Raw genomic sequence first — 22,475 nt, 5'->3', positions numbered from 1 at the left:
GCGAGGGATGGCGTTTTTTGCCATCCCTCTGACGTTTTTCAGAACGAGGCCGCCACCGTGCCAAAGAACATGCGTGGAGGGGTAGGATAACCCACATACGTTGAGCCGTCTCCCGCAGTGATGGTGGACCAGGAGCGCGTGTTCGTCAGGTTGCTGACGTTGAACTGGAGCTTGAGGCTCTGCATGTGTGGGATGTGCTTGAACGTATAACCGGAGCTGAAGCCAAGCTGGAACCTTGGTGGCACCATGACGGTATTCGTGATTGTACCGGGACGTACGCCCATATAGGTTCCGAAGAGCTGAGCGTTGAAGCCAGCCTGATTGTAGTTGATGGCGAACTTGTCAGACCAGACAGGAATAGCCGGGACTTTCTCGCCTTTTGTTGCGTAAAGCGTGGTGCCGTCCATGAAATCGCTGCCGTAAATGCTGCTGACATAGGAAACGGCATCATAAATCGAGAAGTGCTGCCCGAACCGGAGTGTGAAGGACAGATCCATACCATTTGTCGAAACGCTGCCCAGGTTGGCTACAGTGCCACCCACGCCGGAAATTCCCTGATTAGGCGGCTTGATCGAGCCAAGACGATTGAAGAAATCGACATGGTAATATTCAAGCTGACCACTAATGCCCGTGAGTGGGCCGAGAAACAGCGGCCGATTGGTTCGGATGCCTGTCTCATAGGTCCAGGACGTTTCGGGTTTTCCTGTTTTCTTGAAGTCTTCGAACGCTTCCTGGCTGGTCACGGCCCAAGGTGACGTGCTGCCATATCCGGTCTGGGCAAACGAATTCATGTTTTCCTGAATGTTGGCAAATAGCTGCTCATGGGGCGTAAAGCTCCACAAGGCACCAAAAGCAGGAAGAAAGGGTTTGTAAGACGGGATCGTTCCGCCAGCCACTGTGTGGGTGCTGGTATCAACAATCGTTTTCGCACCTTTAACCGATGATGCAAGTGACTGCGGCAAAGCAGCGACGGGCAACGTGCCGTTGGTATAAACCATCTCGGACTTGAAGCCTGCTGTCAGGGTCAGATGGGGCGTTACGCGCCAGCTATCCTGCAGGTGTGTGACAAACGTGTTCGTGTAAAACGCATTCATCCACTGAGTAAAAAGAGGATTGGTCGCGCGCTTATACGGCGTCAGCGTGTCTGTTGCAGTGAGCGGATACCAAAGACGTCCCTGTGTATTGTTGTTGCGTTCGTACCATCCGCCCACCTCAATATTATGGTGGCCCAGATGATAGTGCAGAGTGCTGGTCAGGCCTCCGCGATAGTCTTTATACTCGGTCGTACGAACAGCAAAACCCGTTCCGCCGGTTGCATTCCAGACCTTTGGGTCAATTCCGGCATTGCTATACGTGAACTGACCATTCTTGATGTATTTGGATCCAGTCGGGTCTAGGTAGCTCCCAAGGATCGTCAGGATAGCGTTGGTGCGAATGGACGTCGCGACCACGCCCGCGCCATCGTCATAGTGAAAGTAAAGCTGGTTATCCCACGTCAGATTTGGGGAAAATTTGTGAGAGATTTTCAGATAGGTGAGGTAATCGGTTCGCTGCGCTGCTGAGTAATAGTATTTATTATTGGGCGTTCCTGGGGCAGCGGATTTGGAGGTCATGGCAGGGTAGTTGGCCATGGCAGCGTTCAAATCAGGGAAAAACGCACCGCGAGCATAGAGGTCTGTCGGCGCTGTCAGGCCTTGTGTGTTGGGCTCTGCCTTGTCCTGCCAGTCAAAATACGCCGTGATGGTAGTTTTTTCACCTTTATGAACAAATTTGCCGTTTACCTGATAGCCACCCTGATTGTTTCCTGCACCAAGATTCCAGGGTCTGGCATCCTGCCGTGAAAAAGAGACGTAGGCTGCGTTTCCGTTCCCAAAATTACCGGTGTCTAGACGGGCATAGGTGCGAAACGTGGAATAGCTGCCGAAAGTCTGCCGGATTGTTGCGCCGGCTTTTGCTTTCGGGTCCCGCGTATTGAACTCAATTGTTCCGCCCAGGTTACTGGTGGACGCTGTTCCGAGTGCGCCCGCCCCAGAGGACAGGGACGTTTGGCCGATATTTTCGCTGATGGCGGCGCGCTGCGGGGAAAGGCCATTATAATTGCCGTAAGCGCCTGCACCGAGCGGCACACCATCAAGGGTGTAGCCAAGCTGACTGTTGGAGAAACCGTGAACGTAAATGCTTGAGTTCTGCTCGTTGTTGCCCCACGGATCAACATTGGTGAACGTCACGCCCGGCAAGAGATCCAGTGCCTGCATCGGGTTCTGACCCGGCATCATTTCCTGCATCTGGTCGCCGCTGATGCTCAGCACAGACCGCGTTCGATGGCCTGTTGCAACAATCTGCTCAATGTCGCGCTCATCCCGGGTCCGCGATGCGCGTATGCGCTTTGGGAGGCGTTTTGTAGCGGCACCACGTCGAATGACCATTCCGCCGCCTGGAGCAACCTCGGCAACCAGACCGCTCCCATTGAGCAACCGCGCTACGGCTGCGTCAGCTGACAGGGCGCCATTAACGGACGGAGCCTCAAGGTGGTCCACCAGTTCAGGAGAAAAAATGACACTCTGTCCGGTTTGTTGGCTCAGGGATTCCAGTGCCTGTGCCATTGGCTGACGGTTAATGTGAATATTCGCTGTGGCTGACGGTGTAGCCAGAGCAGAATGGGTCAGAATGGTCGTCCCTACAGTCAGAAGCAGAACTGCGCGAAGGGGGCACCGGACGTTGACGGCCATGTATTCTCTATCCTGTTGGTGATCGCAGAAGGCGGTCTCAACAGGAAGACAAATGAAAACTGAAAAACCTCAGCATTGTTCAACGGTTTTCATGAAACCGTCATAAAGCACGAAAGATGAAAACGTTTCCCTGTTCCTGAAGGGTCAAGGGAAGAAGGCGCGGAAGCATCCGCAAAAACATCTCGCCCTGCGACACAAAATAAACCCCGCTTAACCGCATATTTGAAACAGTTGGCGACGCCAGGATAATCTGACGTTGGCTATACCGTCGGATTTCTGAAACAGCCTCCTCCAGAGGCGTATTGCGAAAAATCAGACGTCCGGTCTGCCAGGAAAGAAGCGCTTCGATGTTGGGATAATCGATGCTCACCGCACCATTCTGGGCAATGCGAAAGCGCTGCCCCGTTCGGATCCAGATATCACGCGCGGCAGTTGTTCCGCTTCGGAGCAATATCCTGCCCCGAAGCGCCGTGATGTCTGTGCAGTTCTGTTCCATGCGGACATTCGCTGAGGTCTGTCGTGAGAGCCGAACTGTGACGTTTCGAACTGAGAGGTGAAAATCTGACGGGCTTTCAGGGGAAAGCAGCACTTGTCCGTGCTCCAGTCTCGCGCGGTGCCCATCTTCAGACAGCGTCATTCGGCTTCCTGAATCCAGAAGACATGTGCCGTAATCAGGCAATGCAATGCGCAGAGTATGCCCAGTCGATGCCTGCAGAACACGCGATGCCCGGGCAGTCTTGTTCATCGGCACAAGTGCGATGAGCGCAGCTGAGGCAAGGGCCAGTGCACTTCTACGCCCTAACGAAAAACCATGCGTATCTAAGCGTTTTGCGGGCGTTGCAGGAATGCTTTGTGTTGGAACCCCGCCGCCAAGCTCCCAGTAATCCGTCAGGAGTTCAAAAGTATTGGCGTGACAGGTGTCCTCACGCATCCACTGTACAAAGCGGGCACGGTCCGTGTCGTTACAATCATCAGCGTGCAGGCGCGCAATCCAGAGGGCGGCCTGTTCCCGAACTGCGAACTGCTTTTCGGAAGGCATTAATGGTCCATCCAGGAAGCAAGGAAGACAAGAGCTTTTGCAATATGCTTTTCCACGCTGCTTTCGCTCATTCCCAGCGTTAAAGCAATCTCCCGATACTTCATTTTTTCAACACGATTGAGAAGAAAGGCCTGCCTTGTCTTTTCGGGAAGTTGCCTGCAACCCTCGTGGAAGCGATCCATTCTTTGGCCTGACGCATAAACGTCTTCCTGGGATGGCCCAGGATCTTCTATTTCTAATGTAATATCCCGATCATCGCTGAAAGATTGTAGGCGCGATGAGGCTTTTTTCAAATCATTGAGATGCAGGTTGAGCGCACTTCTGGTGATGTATGCCTCCGGATGCGTCACGTCGTCTTTGGCGCGTTCATAATAATTCGCCAGCGCAGTCTGCAGATGATCTTCCGCATCGTCGCGATGTGTCAGGCTTTTGATGCGGCGGCAAAGGCGCAGCCATTCCTGCTGACAGGGAAACCAGTTTTCCGCCAAAGGTTCTATCATCCTGTTTTAAAGATGGACTGCCTGAAGCGCTCCATTACGGATTTTGGCGGGGTGGGTCTGTGACAGTTTCATGAAAAGAGGCTGAAGGGCATGGGCAAACGCTCTCATTCGCTGTCTTGGAAAGAGTGCGACCGCTCGATTTCAGCGAAAGATTTTCCATCATGCTTTTAAACCGCCGACGGGTACTGACAGGTCTGGGAGCAGGGCTCCTGTTTTCCTATCGTCTGAAGCAGTTGTCTGCTGCCGCCCCGCATAATCTGGACAAGACTCCTGAGTTTGATGCATCGCCCTTTCAGTTGGGTGTAGCATCCGGAGATCCGGCACCAGACGGTTTCGTAATATGGACACGCCTTGCGCCACACCCGCTGGAAGAGGCGGGCGGAATGAAGCGCCTGAAGCCTGTTCTGGTGGACTGGGAAATTAGCGAGGATGAGCGTTTTTCAACGCGCCTGCGGTCAGGGCAGACCATTGCTCACCCAGAACTCGCTCATTCCGTTCATGTTGAAGTTGATGGGCTCCAACCAGATCGGCCTTACTGGTATCGTTTCCATATTGCCGGACATGAAAGCCCGATAGGTCGTGCCCGTACTTTGCCGTTGCCCGGTGCAAGCGTGCAGCGTGTAAGGTTCGCCGCCGCAGGGTGTCAGCACTACGAATTTGGATATTACAGTGCCTGGCGGGCTATCGCGAACGAGAACGTCGATTTTGTTTTCCACTACGGGGACTATATTTACGAAGGAGCCGATATCGGCGCAGGTGTACACACCGTTTATGGAAAGCCATTTACGGCGGTGCGTCGACACATCGGGCCAGAAATCTATTCCCTCGACGAATATCGCCGCCGTTACGCGCAGTACAAAATTGACCCGGATCTACAGGCTGCTCATGCCGCTGCGCCCTGGCTGGTCAGCTTTGATGATCATGAAGTTGATAATAACTGGGCAGGGGATACCGATCAGGACGGTACTCCGGCGGATATTTTCCGTCTGCGTCGGGCATCGGCCATGCAGGCCTATTACGAACATATGCCTCTTCGCATCAGCTCTCTTCCGGATGGCAGTCACATGCAGATGTACCGAAGCTTCCGCTTTGGTGATCTGATGAATACGTTCGTCTTGGATACCCGTCAGTACCGGAGCGATCAGGCTTATGGTGATAAAGACGTTCCGCAGGGACCGGATGTCTGGTCACCCGAACGCACAATGATGGGACAACAGCAGGAGACCTGGCTTTTCAACGGGCTGGGACAGTCTGACACGCGGTGGAACCTGCTGGCGCACCAGGTCATGGTTATGGATCTTGCCCACCGTAAGTCAGCCCATTCGGAGCTGCTTTACAGTATGGATCAGTGGTCCGGTTATATGCATAGCCGTAACCGACTGCTTCAGTTCATCGGAGAGCACTGCCCCGGAAACGTGGTCAACGTGACGGGGGATGCACATCGGCATTATGCGGGCAATCTCGTGATTGATCCCGCCAAGCAGAAGCCAGTGTCGGTGGAATTTCTGGCGACGTCCATTTCGTCAGGCGGTGATGGCGTCGGGGATAATGATGCCCATAGCAAGTCGGTTCGGCGTGAAAACCCGCATCTCAAGGCGACGACAGATAAGCGTGGCTATGTGTTGTGTGATGTTGGCCGGGATGTCTGGCGAGCAGATCTTAAAACTCTGGATCAGGTGAGCAATCACGACGGACAGCTCTCAACCTACGCCAGTTTTGCAGTTGAGCGTGGCAACCCAGGCCTTCAAAAGGCCTGAGCGGATATGTCGACCATCAGGGCGTTTCGTCCTGATGGTTTGAAGTCATGCGAAAGCAGGTCAGCAAGCCTGCGAGAGAGGTAAAGAACAGAACTAGTCCCATCGGTAAGGCACTGGTTTTGCTCAGCCCGACGAGAGGAGCAGCAACGCCGCCAACCAGGAGGTTGAGAGAGCCGAGGATGGCACTCGCACTGCCTGCACGGTGGCCCTGCTTGGCAATGGCGAGAACAAATGTGGCCGTCAAAATCATGCCGATGCACGTCATGTAAAGGAAGATGGCTGCCACCAACAGAAAGAGCGGTCCTTTCAGTGTCGCGATAAGCGTGATCAGTGCGGCTGCGGTTGTAATGCAGATCACGGATGCCCGAAGCATTGTATTGGTGCGCGCCATGCTGCCCGCACGGCCAATCAGCCAGCTCCCACCGACGAGTGCCAGACCATTGATTCCAAACAGAAGACTGAATGTCTGGGGCGAGACGCCGTAGATGTCCTGATAGACAAAGGGCGTGCCGGCCACATAGGCAAAGCTGCCGCCATGGATCAGCCCCACAGTCAACGCATGCCCAATGAATTCCCGGTCGGTCAGCAGACTATGAAATGTCTCTAGCGTCGAGCGTGCTGAATTGGGGAGGCGGCGGTGTAATTCAAGCGTTTCATTCAGACGGCCGCCAACCAGACCTAGCGCCACGACGCCAAAGCCTGTCAGGAACCAGAACATGGTGCGCCATGTTGCTGATGGCAGCGCCAGAATGGCTCCACCCATCATTGGTGCCACCATAGGGGCGACAGCATTGATGATCATGAGTCGGGAAAAGAAGCGGGCGAGTTCCGGTCCATTAAACACGTCTCGCACCACCGCCCGGGACAGAACCAGTCCGGCTGATGCTGTGAGGCCTTGAAGAAAGCGGGCAACGATGAACGCTGTGATGCTGGATGAAATGGCGCAGAACAGGGATGACAGCGCAAAAAGCGCCATCGCTGCCAGCAACGGCCCTTTCCGGCCGCGTGAATCGCTGAACGGTCCCACCATGAGCTGTCCCAGAGCCAGCCCGACCAGGGTGCTGGTCAGGCTGAACTGAACCGCAGTCTCTCCAGCGTGGAAATCATGCCCGATACTGGGGAAACCCGGCAGGTACATGTCGATGTTAAGCGGACCGAGACAGGTCAGCAGTCCGAGGATGAGGATAAGATCCCGTTGGGCGGGACGTGATGTCTCGGTAGTGGGATCAGTCATGGACTGGAACCTTGATAATGGTGACGCCAGAGGCAGTCATGCGGGTGAGTTCGTCTGTTGGGGCATCATCGGTAACGATCAGGGTCTGGACAGTTTCAAGAGGGGCAACAGGGAAGCGCCCCCCGGACCCGATCTTGCTTGCTTCGGCCATGATCACCACGCTTTCGCTCCGGCTCAGAACCTCACGTTTGAAGGCGGCTTCTTCATGATCCCAGACACTTGGTCCTTCGGCGGAAATAGCCCAGACGCCCAGAGAGCAAAGATCAAAACGGTAGTGCTGAAGAGACTGGACGGCGACTGAACCTGTTACGCCACCCGTTGTTCCTTCCAGACGCCCGCCAATCATAATGGTTTCAATCTGGTCTGCGTCGCTCAGGGCAACAGCAACCGCGGGACTGGAGGTGACCACAGTCAAAGGTGTATCGCGGGGGAGCGATCCAGCCAGAGCAATATTGGTTGAACCTGTGTCGATGAAGACAACCTGCCGTGGCTTGAAAAGCGTTGCGGCCCGCCGTGCGAGAGCGTTCTTCAGCGGAACTTTTTCGCCCATTCTCGCCCGGATATGAGACGCATTGGGCTGTAGCCGCAGTGCACCGCCATAAACGCGGCGACATTCTCCTGCTTCAGAGAGCTCACGCAAATCGCGCCGGATCATATCGACCGGGACGGTCCATTCCGTGGCCAGATCAGCTGCGACAACACGGCCGTGGCTTCGCAGACGGGCGCGAATGTGGCTGAGACGTTCGTCCTTGAGAATGGGACTTTCTCCGAAACGGGTTAAAACACGCGCAAACCGTCATAAACGCGCATAACCTGTCAAGAAGTTTTGCATGTCCCTCTGTTTTGAAAGGGAAGGTGTGGCAGATCAGAAACTCAGGACAGCATCCAGATTGAACCAAAGCATATTGTTCGTCCCGTTATTCACCGTTCTGGAAGAGACTGTGCCGGATTGATTGAAGGGGTGTGTTCCATTCAGGGATTTGTCCAGACGGATTTCAGGTCGGACGGTCAGGCTGGCTGGACCCAGATGTCGGTTGATGAAGCTGGGCCGGTACGCCACCCCAACTGTCAGGTCTCCGTATGTGGTCGGCAGGGCGTTATAATACTCGAACGGGCGGTTTCTCAGCGAGTTTGTGTAGGACATGTCGCTGGAATACTGGTTGATGATGCCGCCAGTGTTGTCTCGGAAAATTTCACCTCGGACGTTAAGTGTGAGGGATGGCCGGATGTCCCACGACAGATATGAAGAAACGCCATACGCATCGTCGCGCGACGCATCGTCGTGCAGATAGAGGGCTTCTGCCATGACGGACAGGGCATCTGTCACGTGATAAGTGGCGAGAAGGTCCGCGTTATACTGCATGAGATCGTTGGCGGATCGCCCGATGCCCGCACTATTCCACCCGGCGGGTGAGACGATCGTGCGACCATTATTTGCCTGCGGGCCGAAATGGCCAATGGCATGGACATTCAGCTTGCCGCCCATCAGATTATTCCAGGCAAAGCCAAAGTAGCCTTTGGGGCGACTATTGTTTCCAGCGCCTCCGAAGGTTGTAGAATTGCCTGCATCAATGCCAAGGATCCAGTCCATGTGATGGCTCAAATGCATCGTGGCCACGACGCCGACCGTCTCGAAGGGAACGATATAGTCGGCGGCGTAATTGAAAGAATAGAACGGACGGGCGAGGGCTGGTGTGCCTTCAGCGCCCATCAGGCCATACATTTGACCGGCCTGGAAATCGATGCCGTGATGGAAAATCCATGGCGTGTGGATGTCGATATGGGCCTGTGTGGGTGCCCACTGGTACAAGCCGCTAATCGTGCCGTCGCCCATTCCGATCGTTGGGTCGAAACGTGAGTCAGATCCATACATCATCTCTACGACAAACCCGATCCCGTAACCGTTTCCGATGGAGGTGACGGGATGCGACAGAGAGCCCATGATCTGGTTAAGGGTCACGGTATTCGCGCGATCCAGATAAAACTGCCCGAAATTGCGTCCAGATCTCGTCCACGGGTTCCCGCTAATACCAGCTTCGACCGTGAGATGTCCGACCAGCCCATCCCAATAGGTAAGGGGACGTCCTGCTTTGGGAGAGAAAAGATTTCCGGCTTTTAGCGCTGGAAGATCAGGATCTCCGGCATCGTTCGTATGGGATGCTGTTGGCGGTGGTGTAGGGTGATTGGGATTGGGCGTGCCGTTTGGCGTGATAGTCGTGTTTGAAGAGGCCGCCGCCTGCGCATAGGCGAAAGACGGCAGGGCGGTTCCAGCCAGCAGACAAAAGACTGCCATGACGTGTTTTTTTGACACGCGAAATTCCGTTCCTGAAGGTTTCGGAAGGGTCGTGAGGAAAAACGGATCAGATTTCTGACGCTGCCTGCTTCTGCCCGTTCTGGTATTTCCGCATGAAGAAGAGGCTCAGTATCGTCATGAAGGCCACGTAAATCAGGCAGACTTCTGGGTTGTAATACGTGACGGCGACCAGAAGGATCACAGCGCCTGCCAAGGCAACGCCCGGAAGAACGGGGTAGAGCGGGGCACGATAACTGCGCGCAAGATCTGGTTCCGTCTGGCGTAGGCGAAACAGGCTTACCATGCTGAGAATGTACATCGTCAGGGACCCGAAGACGGCCATGGTGACAAGCGTTGCCGTCAAAGACTGACCGTGGATCGAAATGACGTCATCTGAGAAAATGGCAGCAATGCCAATAACGCCACCGGCAATGGTCGCGGTGTAGGGAGTGTGGAAGCGTGGATGCACCTTGCCGAGAACAGCGGGCAGAAAGCCTGCCCGCGCCATTGCGAAAATCTGGCGTGCATATCCCATGATGATTCCGTGCAGAGATGCGACAAGTCCAAACAGACCCAGCCAGACCAGCATATGCAACCAGCCACTATGTGCGCCGACAACATGCTTCATCGCTTGAGGCAGGGGATCATTCAGGTTGGCTAAAGCATGCCAATCTCCCGCACCACCAGCGAATACCATGACGCCGAAAGCCAGTGCGACCAGCGTTAGAACACCCGCAACGTAAGCGATGGGGATGGATCGGCGGGGATTGCTGGCTTCTTCCGCCGCCATGGCGACGCCTTCGATCGCCAGGAAGAACCAGATGGCAAAAGGAATAGCCGCGAAGATGCCACCCATGGCCTCCAGTCCGAAATGAGGTGCAACGCCCCATCCGTCGTGCAGGAAATTGTCCCATGAAAATGCGGGAGCAACGACGCCCATGAATACCAGTAGCTCAATGATTGCGGCGATTGTTATGAACAGTTCGAACGTGGCGGCAATATGGACCCCCACGATATTGAGCGCCATGAAGACGATATAGGCGCCCAGTGCTGCCACCTTTGGGTTCAGATGAGGAAACTGAACGTTCAGATAGGCTCCGATGGCAAGCGCGATGGCTGGTGGTGCGAAAATGAATTCAACCAGTGTAGCCAGACCGGCAATCAAACCACCCCAGCGGCCAAGCGCACGCTGGCTGTAAGCGAACGGGCCGCCTGCCTGCGGGATGGCACATGTCAGTTCCGTAAAGCTGAAAATGAAACTGGTATAAACGAGCGCGACAAAGACTGTGGCAATCAGGAATCCTAACGTCCCCGCTGTTGCCCAGCCGTAGCTCCATCCAAAATATTCACCCGAAATGACGAGACCAACCGCAATTCCCCAAAGATGAAACGCACTAAGGGACTTGTTGAGATGCGTCGGAGCACTGCTCATTGGTCATTGTCCTTTTCCAGGGTGGGAGTGGTGTTTTCAATCAGAGGGGCATCTGGCGCCGCGTCTTTGAGGCCGACGCCAGTGAGTTTCAGATGGCGCGCTTCACGCATGAGCCAAGCCAGCTTTGTCGCAGCGGCTGGGATGGTCATGCCATGAGCATGAATGTTGGAGAGGCAGTTCCGTGCTGAATCCGGGCAGCCTACAAAAGGCGCATATGTCAGGTACACGCCCAGACTATCCGCGACGCTAAGACCGGGTCGCTCGCCAATCATCATTACAACCATTCTCGCTCCGAGAGTGACGGCAATGTCGTCCCCCAGAGCGACGCGTGCCTGTGTCGCAATAACCAGCGGGGCGATTTTCCAATCCGGAAGGCGGCTCTTCATGGCCCAAAAGAGCGGGATGGCGTTTTGCTGGGTGGCAAAAGAAGACAGGCCATCGCCCGCGACGAACACCACGTCCCAGTCTCCTTTTGTGAGAGTGCCGAGCGTTTCTGGGGCCAGCCGGCGGCCAAGATCGGGGCGACGCAAATAAGTGGACCGGTCTGATGCGCGGCTATGGACGATCAGATAGGGCTCAGGCCCTAAAGTCGCTGTCAGGGCTGAAACGTCCAAAGGTGTGTGAACCGCGTCGCGGGCCTGGGCGTGAGATGCCTGAAAATCGAGTACATCCTCGGTTTTCAACGCGTTTCCTGCGCGACCCAGGCCGATCCGGGCACGGGTCAGACGGCGTAAATCCTGCCAGAGGTCTGCTGTGTGCGGTGGAACGGAGGGCGCGTTGCGATCATCCGTCATGGTCAGCGCGCCATTTCACCAAGAAGGGTCTGGCCGGGTGGAATATCCAGCATGCGCTCCGTATGCGGGTCATAGAGGCCCATTTTTTCCAGCCAGCCTGCAAATTCTGGAGCAGGCTTGAGACCGAGAAGCTTCCGAAGGCTCAGAAGGTCGTGGAACGACAGGCTCTGGTAATTGAGCATGATGTCATCAGCTCCTGGCACCCCGATCAGAAAGGTGATCCCGGCAGCTCCAAGAAGAACCATCAGGTTGTCCATATCATCCTGATCCGCTTCAGCATGATTGGTGTAGCAGGCGTCACATCCCATCGGGACGCCCAGCAATTTCGCACAGAAATGATCCTCAAGCGCCGCACGGATGATCTGCTTTCCATCATACAGATACTCCGGCCCGATGAACCCGACGACGGTATTGACAAGAAGGGGGTCATAGGCGCGGGCAACAGCATAGGCTCGGGCTTCTACAGTCTGCTGATCAACGCCGTGATGGGCATCGGCGGACAGTGCAGCTCCCTGACCCGTCTCGAAATACATGACATTGTTGCCAATCGTACCGCGGTTCAGCGCTCGGGCGGCCTCATGGGCCTCCTTCAGAATTGAGAGGCTGACTCCGAAACCTTCATTGGCTTTCTGGGTGCCTGCGATGGACTGAAACACGAGATCAACCGCGCCGCCACGGTTCATGATTTCGAGCGTGTTGGTGACGTGCGTCAGAACGCATGTCTGTGTGGGAATGTCATAGCGCTGGCGGGCATGGTCCAGCATCTCCAGCAGGGCAAGACCATTGGAGACGCTGTCTGTTGCCGGGTTGATGCCAATGACGGCATCGCCCATGCCGCGCAAAAGACCATCAAGCGTAGAAGCGGCAATACCCCTCAGATCATCTGTAGGATGGTTGGGTTGCAGTCGTGTGGACAGACAACCTTCGAGGCCGATGGTATTGCGAAATTTTGTGAGGACGCGGATCTTGCGCGACACTGTCATAAGATCCTGATTTCTCATGATCTTACTGACGGCAGCAGCCATTTCCGGTGTGATGCCTGGAGCTGCGGCTGCCAGTGCTTCTGTCGTGGCGTCTTCGGACAGCAGCCAGTCCCGGAAGTCAGCAACAGTCAACGATGAGAGCCGGGAGAAGGCGTTCTGGTCATGTGTATCCAAAATCAGGCGCGTCACGTCATCCGTTTCGTAAGGGATGAGTTCTGATTTCAGGAATGTGTCCAGGGGAAGGTCTGCGAGAGCGTAACGGGCAGCCACGCGTTGAGCATCAGAAGAGGCAGACAGGCCCGCGAGTTCATCACCAGAGCGGGCAGGAGACGCTTTGGCCAGCAGCGTTTTCAAATCATCAAAGGTGTACTGTTCCCCTCGCAGGGTGCATCTGTAAGCCATGGCCAGAGTCCTCTGCCTTTGCTCTTCCCAAAAGTCGTATTTTTGGGCGAATCAAGGTTTTGTCCGTTATCGCAATTATATCTCTTTCGGACCGAGTTTGACTTGACCCGAAACAACAACGTTTTGACATTTGACGACAATGCGCCCAACACTCGTGTCAAGTGAGCAGCAACAGGAAGACACCATGTCATCCTTTCCCAAGTCTTCCGGATCAGACGTCTATGTCCTGGCGGCCGCCGCTGCCGGTGTGGAAAAATTCCTTACGGAGCAAGGCGGAGACATGGACCGGATCGCGGGGCGGTCGGGTCTTTCAACGCATCAATTCGCTATGCCAACAGATGCATTGAATCTGGGTGCGTACTGCCGTCTGTTTTCCGAAGCCGAAACAGATACGCACGACGGAAACATCGGTCTGCATTTCGGGCAACAGTTCAGACCGAGGCAACTCGGGCTGATTGGTTACATCGCGCTTTGTTCAGAAACAGTGGGGCAGGCGGCGCAGAATCTGGCGACTTATTTCGGGTACCATCAGGCCCAGACCATTACACGGTTTGTTGAAGCGGATGATCATGTCCGGCTCGAATATATGATCGCAGACACGGCCATTCCGGACAAACGTCATGATGCCGAGCTGACGATGGGCATGTTTGCCAATATTTTAAGGGCTGGTCTTGGTGCAGACTGGTGCCCGCAGGCCGTTCTTTTTGCTCACGAGCAACCGGAACAGGCTTCTGAACATCGAGAAGCGTTTCAGGCCGATATACGCTTTTCCGCCGGGATGAATGCTTTAATGTTCCGGAAAGAGGGGCTGAAAAAGCCGATGCCAGACGCCGATGCTGCCCTGCTGCAGGTGATGAAATCTTCACTTGTGACTTTGGCACGAGGGGCAGGGCACACGGTGCCTGATTCAGGGCAAAGCCTCAAAGAACAAGTTATGGTTCAGGTTCGCAAGTCGATGCGGCAGGGCGGCTCTGAATTCTCTGACGTGGCGGAAAAACTGTCCCTTTCGCCCTGGACCCTTCAACGCAGACTTGCCCAACTCGGCCTTTCATATTCCGGGCTTCTGGATGAGACACGTCAGATCGATGCGTTGCGATATCTGGCAGAGCCGAACAAAGATGTTAGTGAGATTGCGTCTCTCCTTGGATATACTGAAACCAGTGCTTTCAGCCGTGCATTCAGACGATGGTTCGGAGTGTCTCCGCGGGTCTGGAGACAGCAGAACAGCGTTCCAGCGATCTAACTGATGGTCGCACGTTTAGCCGTCTGTGTGGTATGGCAGAGGAATGAGTGTTGAAGTCATGCCCGGTCTGTCCCTGCGGGAAGAGGATCTAAGAGTTACCTATATTCTGGCGTCTGGCCCAGGTGGTCAGAACGTCAACAAGGTTGCAACTGCCGCCCAGTTGCGTTTCGATGTCTCCGGTTCTGCTGTTCTTTCAGAGCGGATACGAACCCGCCTTTTGGAAATTGCGGGAAGTCGTGCGACCCGGGATGGGGAGATCGTTTTGACCGGGCGGCGGTTTCGGACGCAGTTACGCAATCGGGAAGATGTTATCGAGCGTTTGGCAGAAATGATCCGTGAAGCCGCGCATCGACAGGCCTACCGGGTGCCGACACGCCCCGGAAAAGGAGCGCGGCAGCGTCGACTGGATGGAAAAGCCCATAGGGCCGGGATCAAACGCAATCGTCGCATCCGGCTTGATGATTGAGAGGGAGAACAGACACATGACGTTCCAGCTTTCTGCCCTGGAATGGGGCGCAGGACCCAAGGTTCTTGAAGTCTTTCTGGAACCGACCTGCCCATTTTCCGTCAAGACCCTACGCAAAATACCAGATCTCCTTCAACTTGTGGGGCAAGACCGTCTGACGGTTCGCGTGCGGCTTCAGTCCCAACCGTGGCATATGTTCTCCGGCGTCATTGTACGGGCCATTCTGGCTGCGTCTTCGCTGGATGAGGGCCGGGACGCTGCGTTAGCCGTCATGACGGCTGTTGCAGATCATCGGGAAGAGTTCGAATTTACCGATCACTGCCGTGGACCGAATATGGACGCTACACCGGCAGACATTCTACGGCGTATCGAGGTTTATAGCGGCGTCCCGCTTGCTGAGGCCTTTGTTCGCCCCGATGTGACGGCAGCAGTCAAATGGCACGCTCGTTACGGTCGCCAGAATGGCATTCATGTCTCGCCAACCTTCATGGTGGATGGTCTGATTGATCCAGCCTTCAGTAGTGGCGACAGTGTGGACGAGTGGGGAGCCAAGCTGTTTCCCGAAAAGGACTGACGAGACAGAGAGATTGGACGTTATGCGGCTTCTTCAATACAGTCGCCATAACGTTTAGCAGTCAGGACTTTTCAATGACTTCCAACCTCTGGACCAGAGCGGCTTTTGCACTCTCGTTTGCCGCGCTCGTTGGCACTGAAGCACATGCTGCCGCAGAAAATCCGTTCTTCAGCGCCAGCACGCTCCCCTATCAGGCTCCCCGCTTTGACCTGATCAAGGACAGTGATTACGCGCCCGCTTTTGAGCGCGGTATGGCAGATCATCTGCGTGAGATTACAGCGATTGCCAACAACAAGGCCGCTCCGACATTCGAGAACACGATTGTTGTCATGGAGAAGTCTGGTCGTCTGCTGGATCGTGTGCAGGAGACGTTCTTTGGTGTTTATCAAGCCAACAGTGATGCCGAACTGGACAAGGTTGAAAGCCGTGAAGCGCCGCGTCTGTCTCAGCATGAAGATGAAGTCTATCTGAATGAGCGCCTGTTTGCGCGCGTAAAGGCAATCTACGATGCTCGCGCAAGCCTCAATCTGAATGCAGAGCAGGCGCAGCTTCTGGATGTTTATTACCAGCAGTTCGTTCATGCGGGCGCCCAGCTTTCCAAAGCGGACAAGGTCAAGCTGAGGGCCATCAACACGAAACTTGCTAATCTTGAATCTGCCTATCAGCAGAAGCTGATTGCCGCTGCAAAAAATGGCGCTCTGGTCGTTGATAGCAAGGAGGCGCTTGCAGGACTGGATGACGGGACGATCGCCTCCGCGCAGAAAGACGCTGAAAGTCGCAAGCTTTCCGGTAAGTGGGTTCTGCCGCTCCAAAACACAACGCAGCAGCCAGCGCTGGAAAACCTGAGCAAGCGCGAGACGCGTCAGGCCTTGTTCGATCAGAGCTGGAACCGTGCGGAGAAGGGCGACAAGAACGATACGCGATCCACAATCGCAGAACTCGCCCAGCTTCGCGCGCAGAAGGCGGCTCTGTTCGGTTACCCGAGCTTTGCGGCCTACACGCTGTATGATCAGATGGCCAAGACGCCGGAAGCGGCCGAAAATTTCATGAAGCAGCTTGTTCCTGCGGTTGCAGCTGAACAGAAGCGGGAAGCTGGTGTGTTGCAGGACGCCATCCATCGGGATGGTGAGAACTTCACACTAAAGCCCTGGGACTGGAGCCGTTACGCGGAGCAGGTACGTCACGAGAAGTATGCGCTCAACCAGGATGAAGTGAAGCCATATTTCGAACTGAAGACCGTTCTGACAGACGGTGTTTTCTTTGCCGCCAACCAGCTTTACGGAGTGACCTTCAAACAGCGCACTGACATCCCGGTTTATAACCCTGATGTCATGGTGTTTGAGGTTTTTGATAAGGATGGTTCACAGCTTGGCCTGATGTATTTCGATTACTTCAAGCGTGATACGAAATCCGGCGGCGCATGGATGTCCAACTTCGTTGGTCAGTCCACCCTGCTGGGCACGAAGCCGGTCATCTACAACGTAGCCAATTTTACAAAGGCCGCGCCAGGTCAGCCGCAGCTCATCACGTCTGACGACGTGACAACCATGTTCCATGAGTTTGGGCATGCCTTGCATGGACTTTTTGCCAGCCAGACATATCCTTCGATTTCAGGGACCAGTGTCGCACGGGATTTCGTTGAGTTCCCGTCTCAGTTCAACGAGAACTGGGCGCTCGATCCGAAAGTGCTCTCCCATTACGCTCGGCACTACAAGACTGGCGCTCCGATGCCGCAGGAACTGGTCGCCAAGATCAAGAAGGCTGCCCGTTTCAATCAGGGCTATGCCCTGGGTGAGATCGTCGCTGCAGCAGAGCTGGACATGAAATGGCATGCTCTCCCGGCCTCAGCACCACGTCAGGATGTGGACAAGTTTGAAGCTGACGCCCTGAACAGCATGGGACTGGACGTGGCCAACGTGCCACCGCGTTACCGTTCGAGCTACTTCCTGCATATCTGGTCCAATGGCTATTCTGCCGGCTATTATGCGTATCTGTGGACCGAAATGCTGGATCAGGATGCCTTTGCCTGGTTCACGCAGCATGGTGGCTTGACGCGTGAGAATGGTCAGCGTTTCCGCGACATGATCCTGTCCAAAGGGCACACGATGGATTACGGCCCGATGTTCAGTGCATTTTACGGGAAAGACCCGGACATTGAGCCGATGCTGGCGCATCGTGGCCTGACGGCTGATAGCCAGAAGTAAGATGTTACGGACGGGTGGGAGACCATCCGTCCGTAAGTGTCTTTAGAAACTGGATAATTTGACTGCGCTCCTGAGGCGTCAGGGCAGGCAGGTCATCTGGTTTTCGATCCATCGGTGCGTCAGTGCGATCAAGGTTGGAGCGATACTGGGGCGGGATATCGTCCGGAACCTGAAGATGGCCGTGTGTGTCACGGCTGTAGAAGCGTTCTGGGTGGATGTCGCGCAGGACGTAGAAATCCAGAACCTGATGAAGGTCATGAAACACGCCATTGTGGAAGAATACCTTGCGTTCTGCCACATTGCGGAGAGTTGGCGTGGCGAACATACCGCAATAGGCCGATGACGTTTCGGCGCCTCCCGGCATGACTTCACACAATCCCAGATCGAAATGCCCTGTGTCGTACGGCCCCATCAAAGCCTGATTGCGCGGGGCGCCCAGTGCTTCGTACTGGCGATCCGTGAAAAGTGGTGGGAGATTACCGGGAAGCGGACGATCCAGATGACAGGCTGCGCAGTTGCCTTTTGTCGGATCGTTGAAGAGCCGATATCCAGTACTCTCTTCCGGTGTGAAACGGGCTTTCCCTTCAAGCCAGGCGTCGAACTTGCTGTCATAGGCATGAAAAGACGGATCTTCGATCTGGTAGCGCGCTAGAGCAAACAAGGCTTCAGACAGCAGCAGGTCAGGGGATGCGTCAGTCGCAGGACCGCCTAGAGCCTTCAGCCGTTGGATGTACTTGGCATTTTCAAGCCGATGAAGCGCAATCTCCGGGGTAGAGGCCATTTCAGCCGGATCATAAAGGGGACCGGAAGCCTGCTGCTGGAGCGTATCGGCCCGACCGTCCCAGAACATTCCTCCTTGAGGCACCATACTGATCGTTGGGGACGCGGCTGCATTCTTCGGTGAGCGGGTAGCATCGGGGGCTGCCGAAGCCAGAACGGGAGCAGTCTCACTTTCTGGATTATCCGGGCCAATGCTGAAATTTGGCACATGCTCCAGATATGTCAGGGACGGAATGGCTCTGCGGCCATGGCTTGCCAGTGTTGGGCCTCCCAGAAACACGGAAGCAGCACCGGCAGGCCCGTAATGATGTCTTGGGCTATGACAGGATGCACAGGACAGACGTCCTGACCCTGAGAGCAAGGGGTCGTAAAAGATTTCACGCCCGATCTTCGCCATCTCGGAAAGAGGTGCATGAGCCGGCCGATGTAATTCGACCGGACATGGATTGCTGCCGTCCCGGGTTGGCAAACATTGATCCGAAGCGACGGCTTGATTGGCCAACATGGCGGACATTAGGCCGCCAGCTAATACGACTGTGAAAGAACGGAGTGAGACGGTCAAAGCGGTGTAGCAGGAGCCTGCTTAACAGGTTCGCCTGTCTCAGGGTTCAGGAAAACGGGTGTAAGATGCGGGGTTTGCTTGAAGTCGAACAGATCAGACAGATCGGTAGCATCTGCGTCAAATGATCCCTGCCCAAGGCGCTGACTCTGAAGCCAGTTATCTTCGATAAAGCGCGTGATGGAACTCTGGGTAATCTGGATATGGCTGACGTAGTTAGGCTTGGCCCATGGAGATAGAACGATCAGCGGTGTTCTTGTTCCTGGGCCACAACGGCCGTTTACAGGCTGACCCAAAACTCCGTTCGGAGCAGGGGCTGTGCCGCAGCGGCCAGGGCCGTTGAGCTGATCTGCCGGATTATCGTAGGAGCCATGCGACGGCGTGACATAGGCATGATCGTACCAGCCGTCGGAATCATCATAGGCGATGATGATGGCTGTATCGTGCCATTGCGGGCTGTGCTGAATAAGATTGATGGCCTCTACCACGCCATGCTGCTCGTCCAGTGGATCCGAGTAACCGGCATGACCATCCTGAAAAGCTGGCATTTTCAGGAATGAAACAGCAGGAAAGTTTCCTGCAGCGACAATTTTGTAGAAGTCTTTTAGGTCATATTGATGGTTGGCCGGGTCCCGGTGGATACCGTCCCGCTGAAAAGTACGGCCAATGACGGCGAGAGAGGATGGTCTCGCATGTGTCGGATTTGATGTGCTGGCGTAATACTGAAACCAGTTGTGGTGAGGGATATAGTCAACCACATTTTGGGCCACGACCGAGGAGTAGGTTTGACGGTTGCAGCCTGTCGTGCCGTCAGGGTTGCGAGCAGTCAGATCGAACCCGCCCATGAAGCCGCCCCAGGTCAGGTGCTTGTCGTTCAACAGGTCACCGATGTTTTTGCTGGTCATCATGACCTGTTCGGTCGGGACGGAGCAGACATCTCCAGCAGGGTCGATATCGTTGACCATCGTCCAGCCCCCTTGTCCGTCTGGAATGAACGGAGACTGGACTGTCAGGGTTGACCGGCCTTGAGCGCTTTTGACGATCTTCATGCCGTTGGTTTGTCCGGAAACCACTTCCAAAGCACCCGGAGTGGAAGGACCGTATGTATCCGTATAGGCGGCGTCGCTCATGGAGAAATTCTGAGCGTAATTCCATAGGGCTGTGACAGTGTTACCGTCAAAATAACCCATCACCTGGCCGCGTGTTGAAAATGCTCCGACGCCACCCGGTGCGCCGCGACCGGTGTGAAGAGGGAACAGATCTGCTAGGCCATGATGATAAGCCTGTTGCTCAGCAGTATAGGCGTGGTTCTGATCGGCGGTGCTGGCTTGTGTTCTGTCCAGACGGAAGGGCAGAGCCGCATCCCGGCCGTTTTCGGCGCGCGTATTGGGGTTTTTCAACAAAAGGTCAGCCGCGATGAGCGTATTGGCCTTTGGGGTTTCTGCCGCCGCATGAAAAGCGGGCTCTCCGGCAGGGTTCGCTGCGGACGGATATGTTCCGAAGTAATGATCAAAGGAGACGTTCTCCTGATAGATCACAACAAGATGGCGAATTGGCGTTGCAGGCTCCGGAGCCTGCGTTTCCGCGGCTTGAGCCGGAGCAAGCAGGAACGGAATGAACGTCGTGAGGAGGAGAGCTGAACGTAAAGTCATGCAGGCAGAAATCTAGCTTCTCTGGTGAGACTGGGAAGTACGGCGTTTGTCAGCCTGTTCTGTACTGGCAAACAGGAGGTGGAGGCCAGAACTTTTGTCCTGTCCGATCCGGTCGTTCCAGGCGGTCATGAGTGTTTCCCGCCAGAGTTCGTGAGGCTGCTTTTTCGTGGGCTGGTTCATTGGAAAGCCTTCTGGGTGAAGCAGGCGACAGAGCCAATGGCACCATAACGGATGAATGAACGGGGAAATATTATGGTTCGGTTAAATAAAAACCAGTTTCAGGGTGTGATGAAACTTTCATGAAAGAAGTTCCCGGGATCTTTAGTAAAATTACCGAAACAGCTACCAGATTAGACATACCTTTATTTGGAGATGGCATCCGGAATGCTGCACTTCGCCCCAGAGTCAACATGGTCAATCATTGCGCTTGGGATCTGCTTCCTGCTGGTCTGCGTATTTGAATTTGCCAATGGCTTCCATGATACCGCAAATGCTGTTGCGACAGTCATTTACACGAATTCCCTCAAACCGAAGGTTGCGGTTGTCTGGTCCGGCCTGATGAACCTTCTGGGTGTGTTGCTCGGCGGTATTGCCGTTGCTTACACGCTCGTAGAGTTGCTGCCGCCGGATGTTTTGTCTCCGCCGAATGGAAATCCGGCAGTTCCAATGCTGGTCGCCCTGTTTGGCACAGCTCTCGCCTGGAACCTTCTTACATGGTGGTTCGGTATTCCGAACTCTTCCTCTCACTGTGTGATTGGCTCCCTGGTCGGTATCGCCATTGGTGATTCCTTCCTGCATGCCCGCGACCTGGGGCACAGCGTGGACTGGAACCAGATCTGGAAGGTCCTGACGACGCTGGCCGTGTCTCCGCCGCTCGGCTTTATTGGGGCAGGCATTCTGTTCCTGATCATCCGGAAATTCGTGCATCTTCCGGCCCTTTATCAGCGCCCTGAGCCGCATCACAAGCCGAACCCGGTTGTTCGTGCTCTGTTGGTCACCACCTGTACGCTGGTCAGCTTTTCGCATGGTAACAATGATGGGCAGAAGAGCATTGGCCTGATCATGTTGACGATCATCGGTCTGATGCCAGCGACGTTTGCCCTGAACCCTCAGGTGCCGGTGCAGTACGATATCATTCGTCAGGACGTGCAGGCTGCTCGCCCGCTTGTTGCTGAGTTTGATCGTTATTCGTTCAAATCGGATGCCCTTGCATCCATTGATCGACTGGAAAAGGGCGCGGAAATTCATGCCAGCCCGGCTGAAACACGCGGGGACATCTATCAGGTTCTGTCTGGCCTGCGTTCCGTAGCGTCCAACCCTGCTGCATCCAACGAGCAGAAGAAAGAAGCCGGATCTCTGGCCAAGAAGCTTCGTCCGACAGTAGAATATGCGCCTTTCTGGGTTCGACTGCTGAGTGCACTTTGCCTGGGCGTGGGAACAATGATCGGTTATCGCCGGATTGTTCAGACACTGGGTGAGGGCATTGGCAAGGCACACCTTACGCCTGCACAGGGTGCTGCTTCCGAAGTTGTTGGGGCAGGCCTGATCATGACGGCTGGCTACACTGGCCTTCCGGTCTCCACCACGCACATCATTACATCAGGTGTGGCTGGAACCATGGTTGCCTCAGGCTCCGGGATCAACATGCACATGTTGACCAAGATTGCTCTGGCTTGGCTGTTTACACTGCCCGTGACAATCACTGTCTCGGCGATCCTTTTCTATATTCTCGCCTGATCGTCAATTTCACAATAAGACAGTATTCAGGAAGGATCTGCCGTGAGGCAGGTCCTTTTTTGTAGGTGAACTGCAAATTGTTAAAGTGGTGTGGCAA

19 protein-coding genes are annotated in these 22,475 nt (G+C 55.0%); 7 read left to right on the top strand and 12 right to left on the bottom strand.

Annotated elements, in window-relative coordinates; genetic code table 11:
* Positions 1-38 precede the first annotated feature (38 nt).
* The 3 genes from KP707_RS09910 to KP707_RS09900 all read right to left on the bottom strand — a co-directional run bounded on the left by KP707_RS09910 (position 39) and on the right by KP707_RS09900 (position 4,163).
* Positions 39-2,729, bottom strand: a complete 2,691-nt coding sequence (locus KP707_RS09910; RefSeq protein WP_215751590.1) for a TonB-dependent receptor — start codon at positions 2,727-2,729, stop codon at positions 39-41.
* A gap of 100 nt (positions 2,730-2,829) precedes the next feature.
* Complete coding sequence (locus tag KP707_RS09905) at positions 2,830-3,768, bottom strand: DUF4880 domain-containing protein (RefSeq protein ID WP_215751589.1); 939 nt, start codon at positions 3,766-3,768, stop codon at positions 2,830-2,832.
* Entirely contained in the window at positions 3,768-4,163 is a 396-nt protein-coding gene (locus KP707_RS09900) for an RNA polymerase sigma factor (RefSeq protein ID WP_249210232.1), read from the bottom strand. Before KP707_RS09900 ends, KP707_RS09905 begins: the two co-directional genes overlap by 1 nt.
* Here KP707_RS09900 and KP707_RS16800 point away from each other — a divergent pair, their 5' ends adjacent.
* Together KP707_RS16800 and KP707_RS09895 are read left to right on the top strand one after the other, a co-directional pair.
* Positions 4,164-4,331 carry a hypothetical protein gene (locus KP707_RS16800; RefSeq protein WP_249202955.1) on the top strand — a complete coding sequence of 56 codons (168 nt, stop codon included), beginning with the start codon at positions 4,164-4,166 and terminating at the stop codon, positions 4,329-4,331.
* A gap of 98 nt (positions 4,332-4,429) precedes the next feature.
* Positions 4,430-6,025 carry an alkaline phosphatase gene (locus KP707_RS09895; protein WP_211503019.1) on the top strand — a complete coding sequence of 532 codons (1,596 nt, stop codon included), beginning with the start codon at positions 4,430-4,432 and terminating at the stop codon, positions 6,023-6,025.
* Positions 6,026-6,041: 16 nt separating this feature from the next.
* On the opposite strand, the gene KP707_RS09890 is transcribed toward KP707_RS09895, so the two are convergent.
* The 6 genes from KP707_RS09890 to KP707_RS09865 form a co-directional block, all read right to left on the bottom strand.
* Positions 6,042-7,259, bottom strand: a complete 1,218-nt coding sequence (locus KP707_RS09890; protein WP_211503020.1) for a Bcr/CflA family efflux MFS transporter — start codon at positions 7,257-7,259, stop codon at positions 6,042-6,044.
* On the bottom strand, positions 7,252-7,989 hold the full coding sequence (locus KP707_RS09885; RefSeq protein WP_346343896.1) for a DeoR/GlpR family DNA-binding transcription regulator: 738 nt from the start codon (positions 7,987-7,989) through the stop codon (positions 7,252-7,254). Before KP707_RS09885 ends, KP707_RS09890 begins: the two co-directional genes overlap by 8 nt.
* A 135-nt stretch (positions 7,990-8,124) precedes the next feature.
* Positions 8,125-9,552 carry an outer membrane beta-barrel protein gene (locus KP707_RS09880; protein ID WP_249202941.1) on the bottom strand — a complete coding sequence of 476 codons (1,428 nt, stop codon included), beginning with the start codon at positions 9,550-9,552 and terminating at the stop codon, positions 8,125-8,127.
* Positions 9,553-9,619: 67 nt separating this feature from the next.
* Positions 9,620-10,984: an ethanolamine permease gene (gene eat, locus KP707_RS09875; RefSeq protein ID WP_046901892.1), complete on the bottom strand. Its 1,365-nt coding sequence runs from the start codon at positions 10,982-10,984 to the stop codon at positions 9,620-9,622.
* On the bottom strand, positions 10,981-11,778 hold the full coding sequence (eutC, locus tag KP707_RS09870; protein ID WP_211503022.1) for an ethanolamine ammonia-lyase subunit EutC: 798 nt from the start codon (positions 11,776-11,778) through the stop codon (positions 10,981-10,983). The genes eat and eutC overlap by 4 nt, the downstream gene beginning before the upstream one ends.
* A 2-nt stretch (positions 11,779-11,780) precedes the next feature.
* Positions 11,781-13,163, bottom strand: coding sequence for an ethanolamine ammonia-lyase subunit EutB (locus KP707_RS09865; RefSeq protein WP_211503023.1), 1,383 nt, complete (start codon positions 13,161-13,163; stop codon positions 11,781-11,783).
* A 184-nt stretch (positions 13,164-13,347) separates the two neighbouring features.
* On the opposite strand from KP707_RS09865, the gene KP707_RS09860 reads away from it, so the two are divergent.
* The 4 genes from KP707_RS09860 (at position 13,348) to KP707_RS09845 (ending at position 17,650) form a co-directional block, all read left to right on the top strand.
* Positions 13,348-14,406, top strand: coding sequence for an AraC family transcriptional regulator (locus KP707_RS09860; protein ID WP_211503024.1), 1,059 nt, complete (start codon positions 13,348-13,350; stop codon positions 14,404-14,406).
* A 43-nt stretch (positions 14,407-14,449) separates the two neighbouring features.
* Complete coding sequence (gene arfB, locus KP707_RS09855) at positions 14,450-14,872, top strand: alternative ribosome rescue aminoacyl-tRNA hydrolase ArfB (protein ID WP_211503025.1); 423 nt, start codon at positions 14,450-14,452, stop codon at positions 14,870-14,872.
* A gap of 16 nt (positions 14,873-14,888) precedes the next feature.
* Positions 14,889-15,446 carry a DsbA family protein gene (locus KP707_RS09850; RefSeq protein ID WP_211503026.1) on the top strand — a complete coding sequence of 186 codons (558 nt, stop codon included), beginning with the start codon at positions 14,889-14,891 and terminating at the stop codon, positions 15,444-15,446.
* Between the two features lie 74 nt (positions 15,447-15,520).
* Complete coding sequence (locus tag KP707_RS09845) at positions 15,521-17,650, top strand: M3 family metallopeptidase (RefSeq protein WP_211503027.1); 2,130 nt, start codon at positions 15,521-15,523, stop codon at positions 17,648-17,650.
* Positions 17,651-17,654: 4 nt separating this feature from the next.
* On the opposite strand, the gene KP707_RS09840 is transcribed toward KP707_RS09845, so the two are convergent.
* The 3 genes from KP707_RS09840 to KP707_RS09830 form a co-directional block, all read right to left on the bottom strand.
* Complete coding sequence (locus tag KP707_RS09840; RefSeq protein WP_211503177.1) at positions 17,655-18,827, bottom strand: cytochrome c peroxidase; 1,173 nt, start codon at positions 18,825-18,827, stop codon at positions 17,655-17,657.
* 161 nt (positions 18,828-18,988) lie between these two features.
* Entirely contained in the window at positions 18,989-20,641 is a 1,653-nt protein-coding gene (locus KP707_RS09835; protein ID WP_211503028.1) for a phospholipase C, read from the bottom strand.
* 12 nt (positions 20,642-20,653) lie between these two features.
* Positions 20,654-20,821: a hypothetical protein gene (locus KP707_RS09830; RefSeq protein WP_157091186.1), complete on the bottom strand. Its 168-nt coding sequence runs from the start codon at positions 20,819-20,821 to the stop codon at positions 20,654-20,656.
* Between the two features lie 204 nt (positions 20,822-21,025).
* Here KP707_RS09830 and KP707_RS09825 point away from each other — a divergent pair, with 204 nt between their 5' ends.
* Positions 21,026-22,378, top strand: a complete 1,353-nt coding sequence (locus KP707_RS09825) for an inorganic phosphate transporter (RefSeq protein ID WP_064274565.1) — start codon at positions 21,026-21,028, stop codon at positions 22,376-22,378.
* Positions 22,379-22,475: the final 97 nt, after the last annotated feature.

This window comes from Gluconobacter sp. P5E10, assembly GCF_018812145.1.
Taxonomy (GTDB): Bacteria; Pseudomonadota; Alphaproteobacteria; order Acetobacterales; family Acetobacteraceae; genus Gluconobacter; species Gluconobacter cerinus.
The sequence above is the reverse complement of the archived record's forward strand: the minus strand, read 5'-3'. Positions and strand labels throughout refer to the sequence as shown.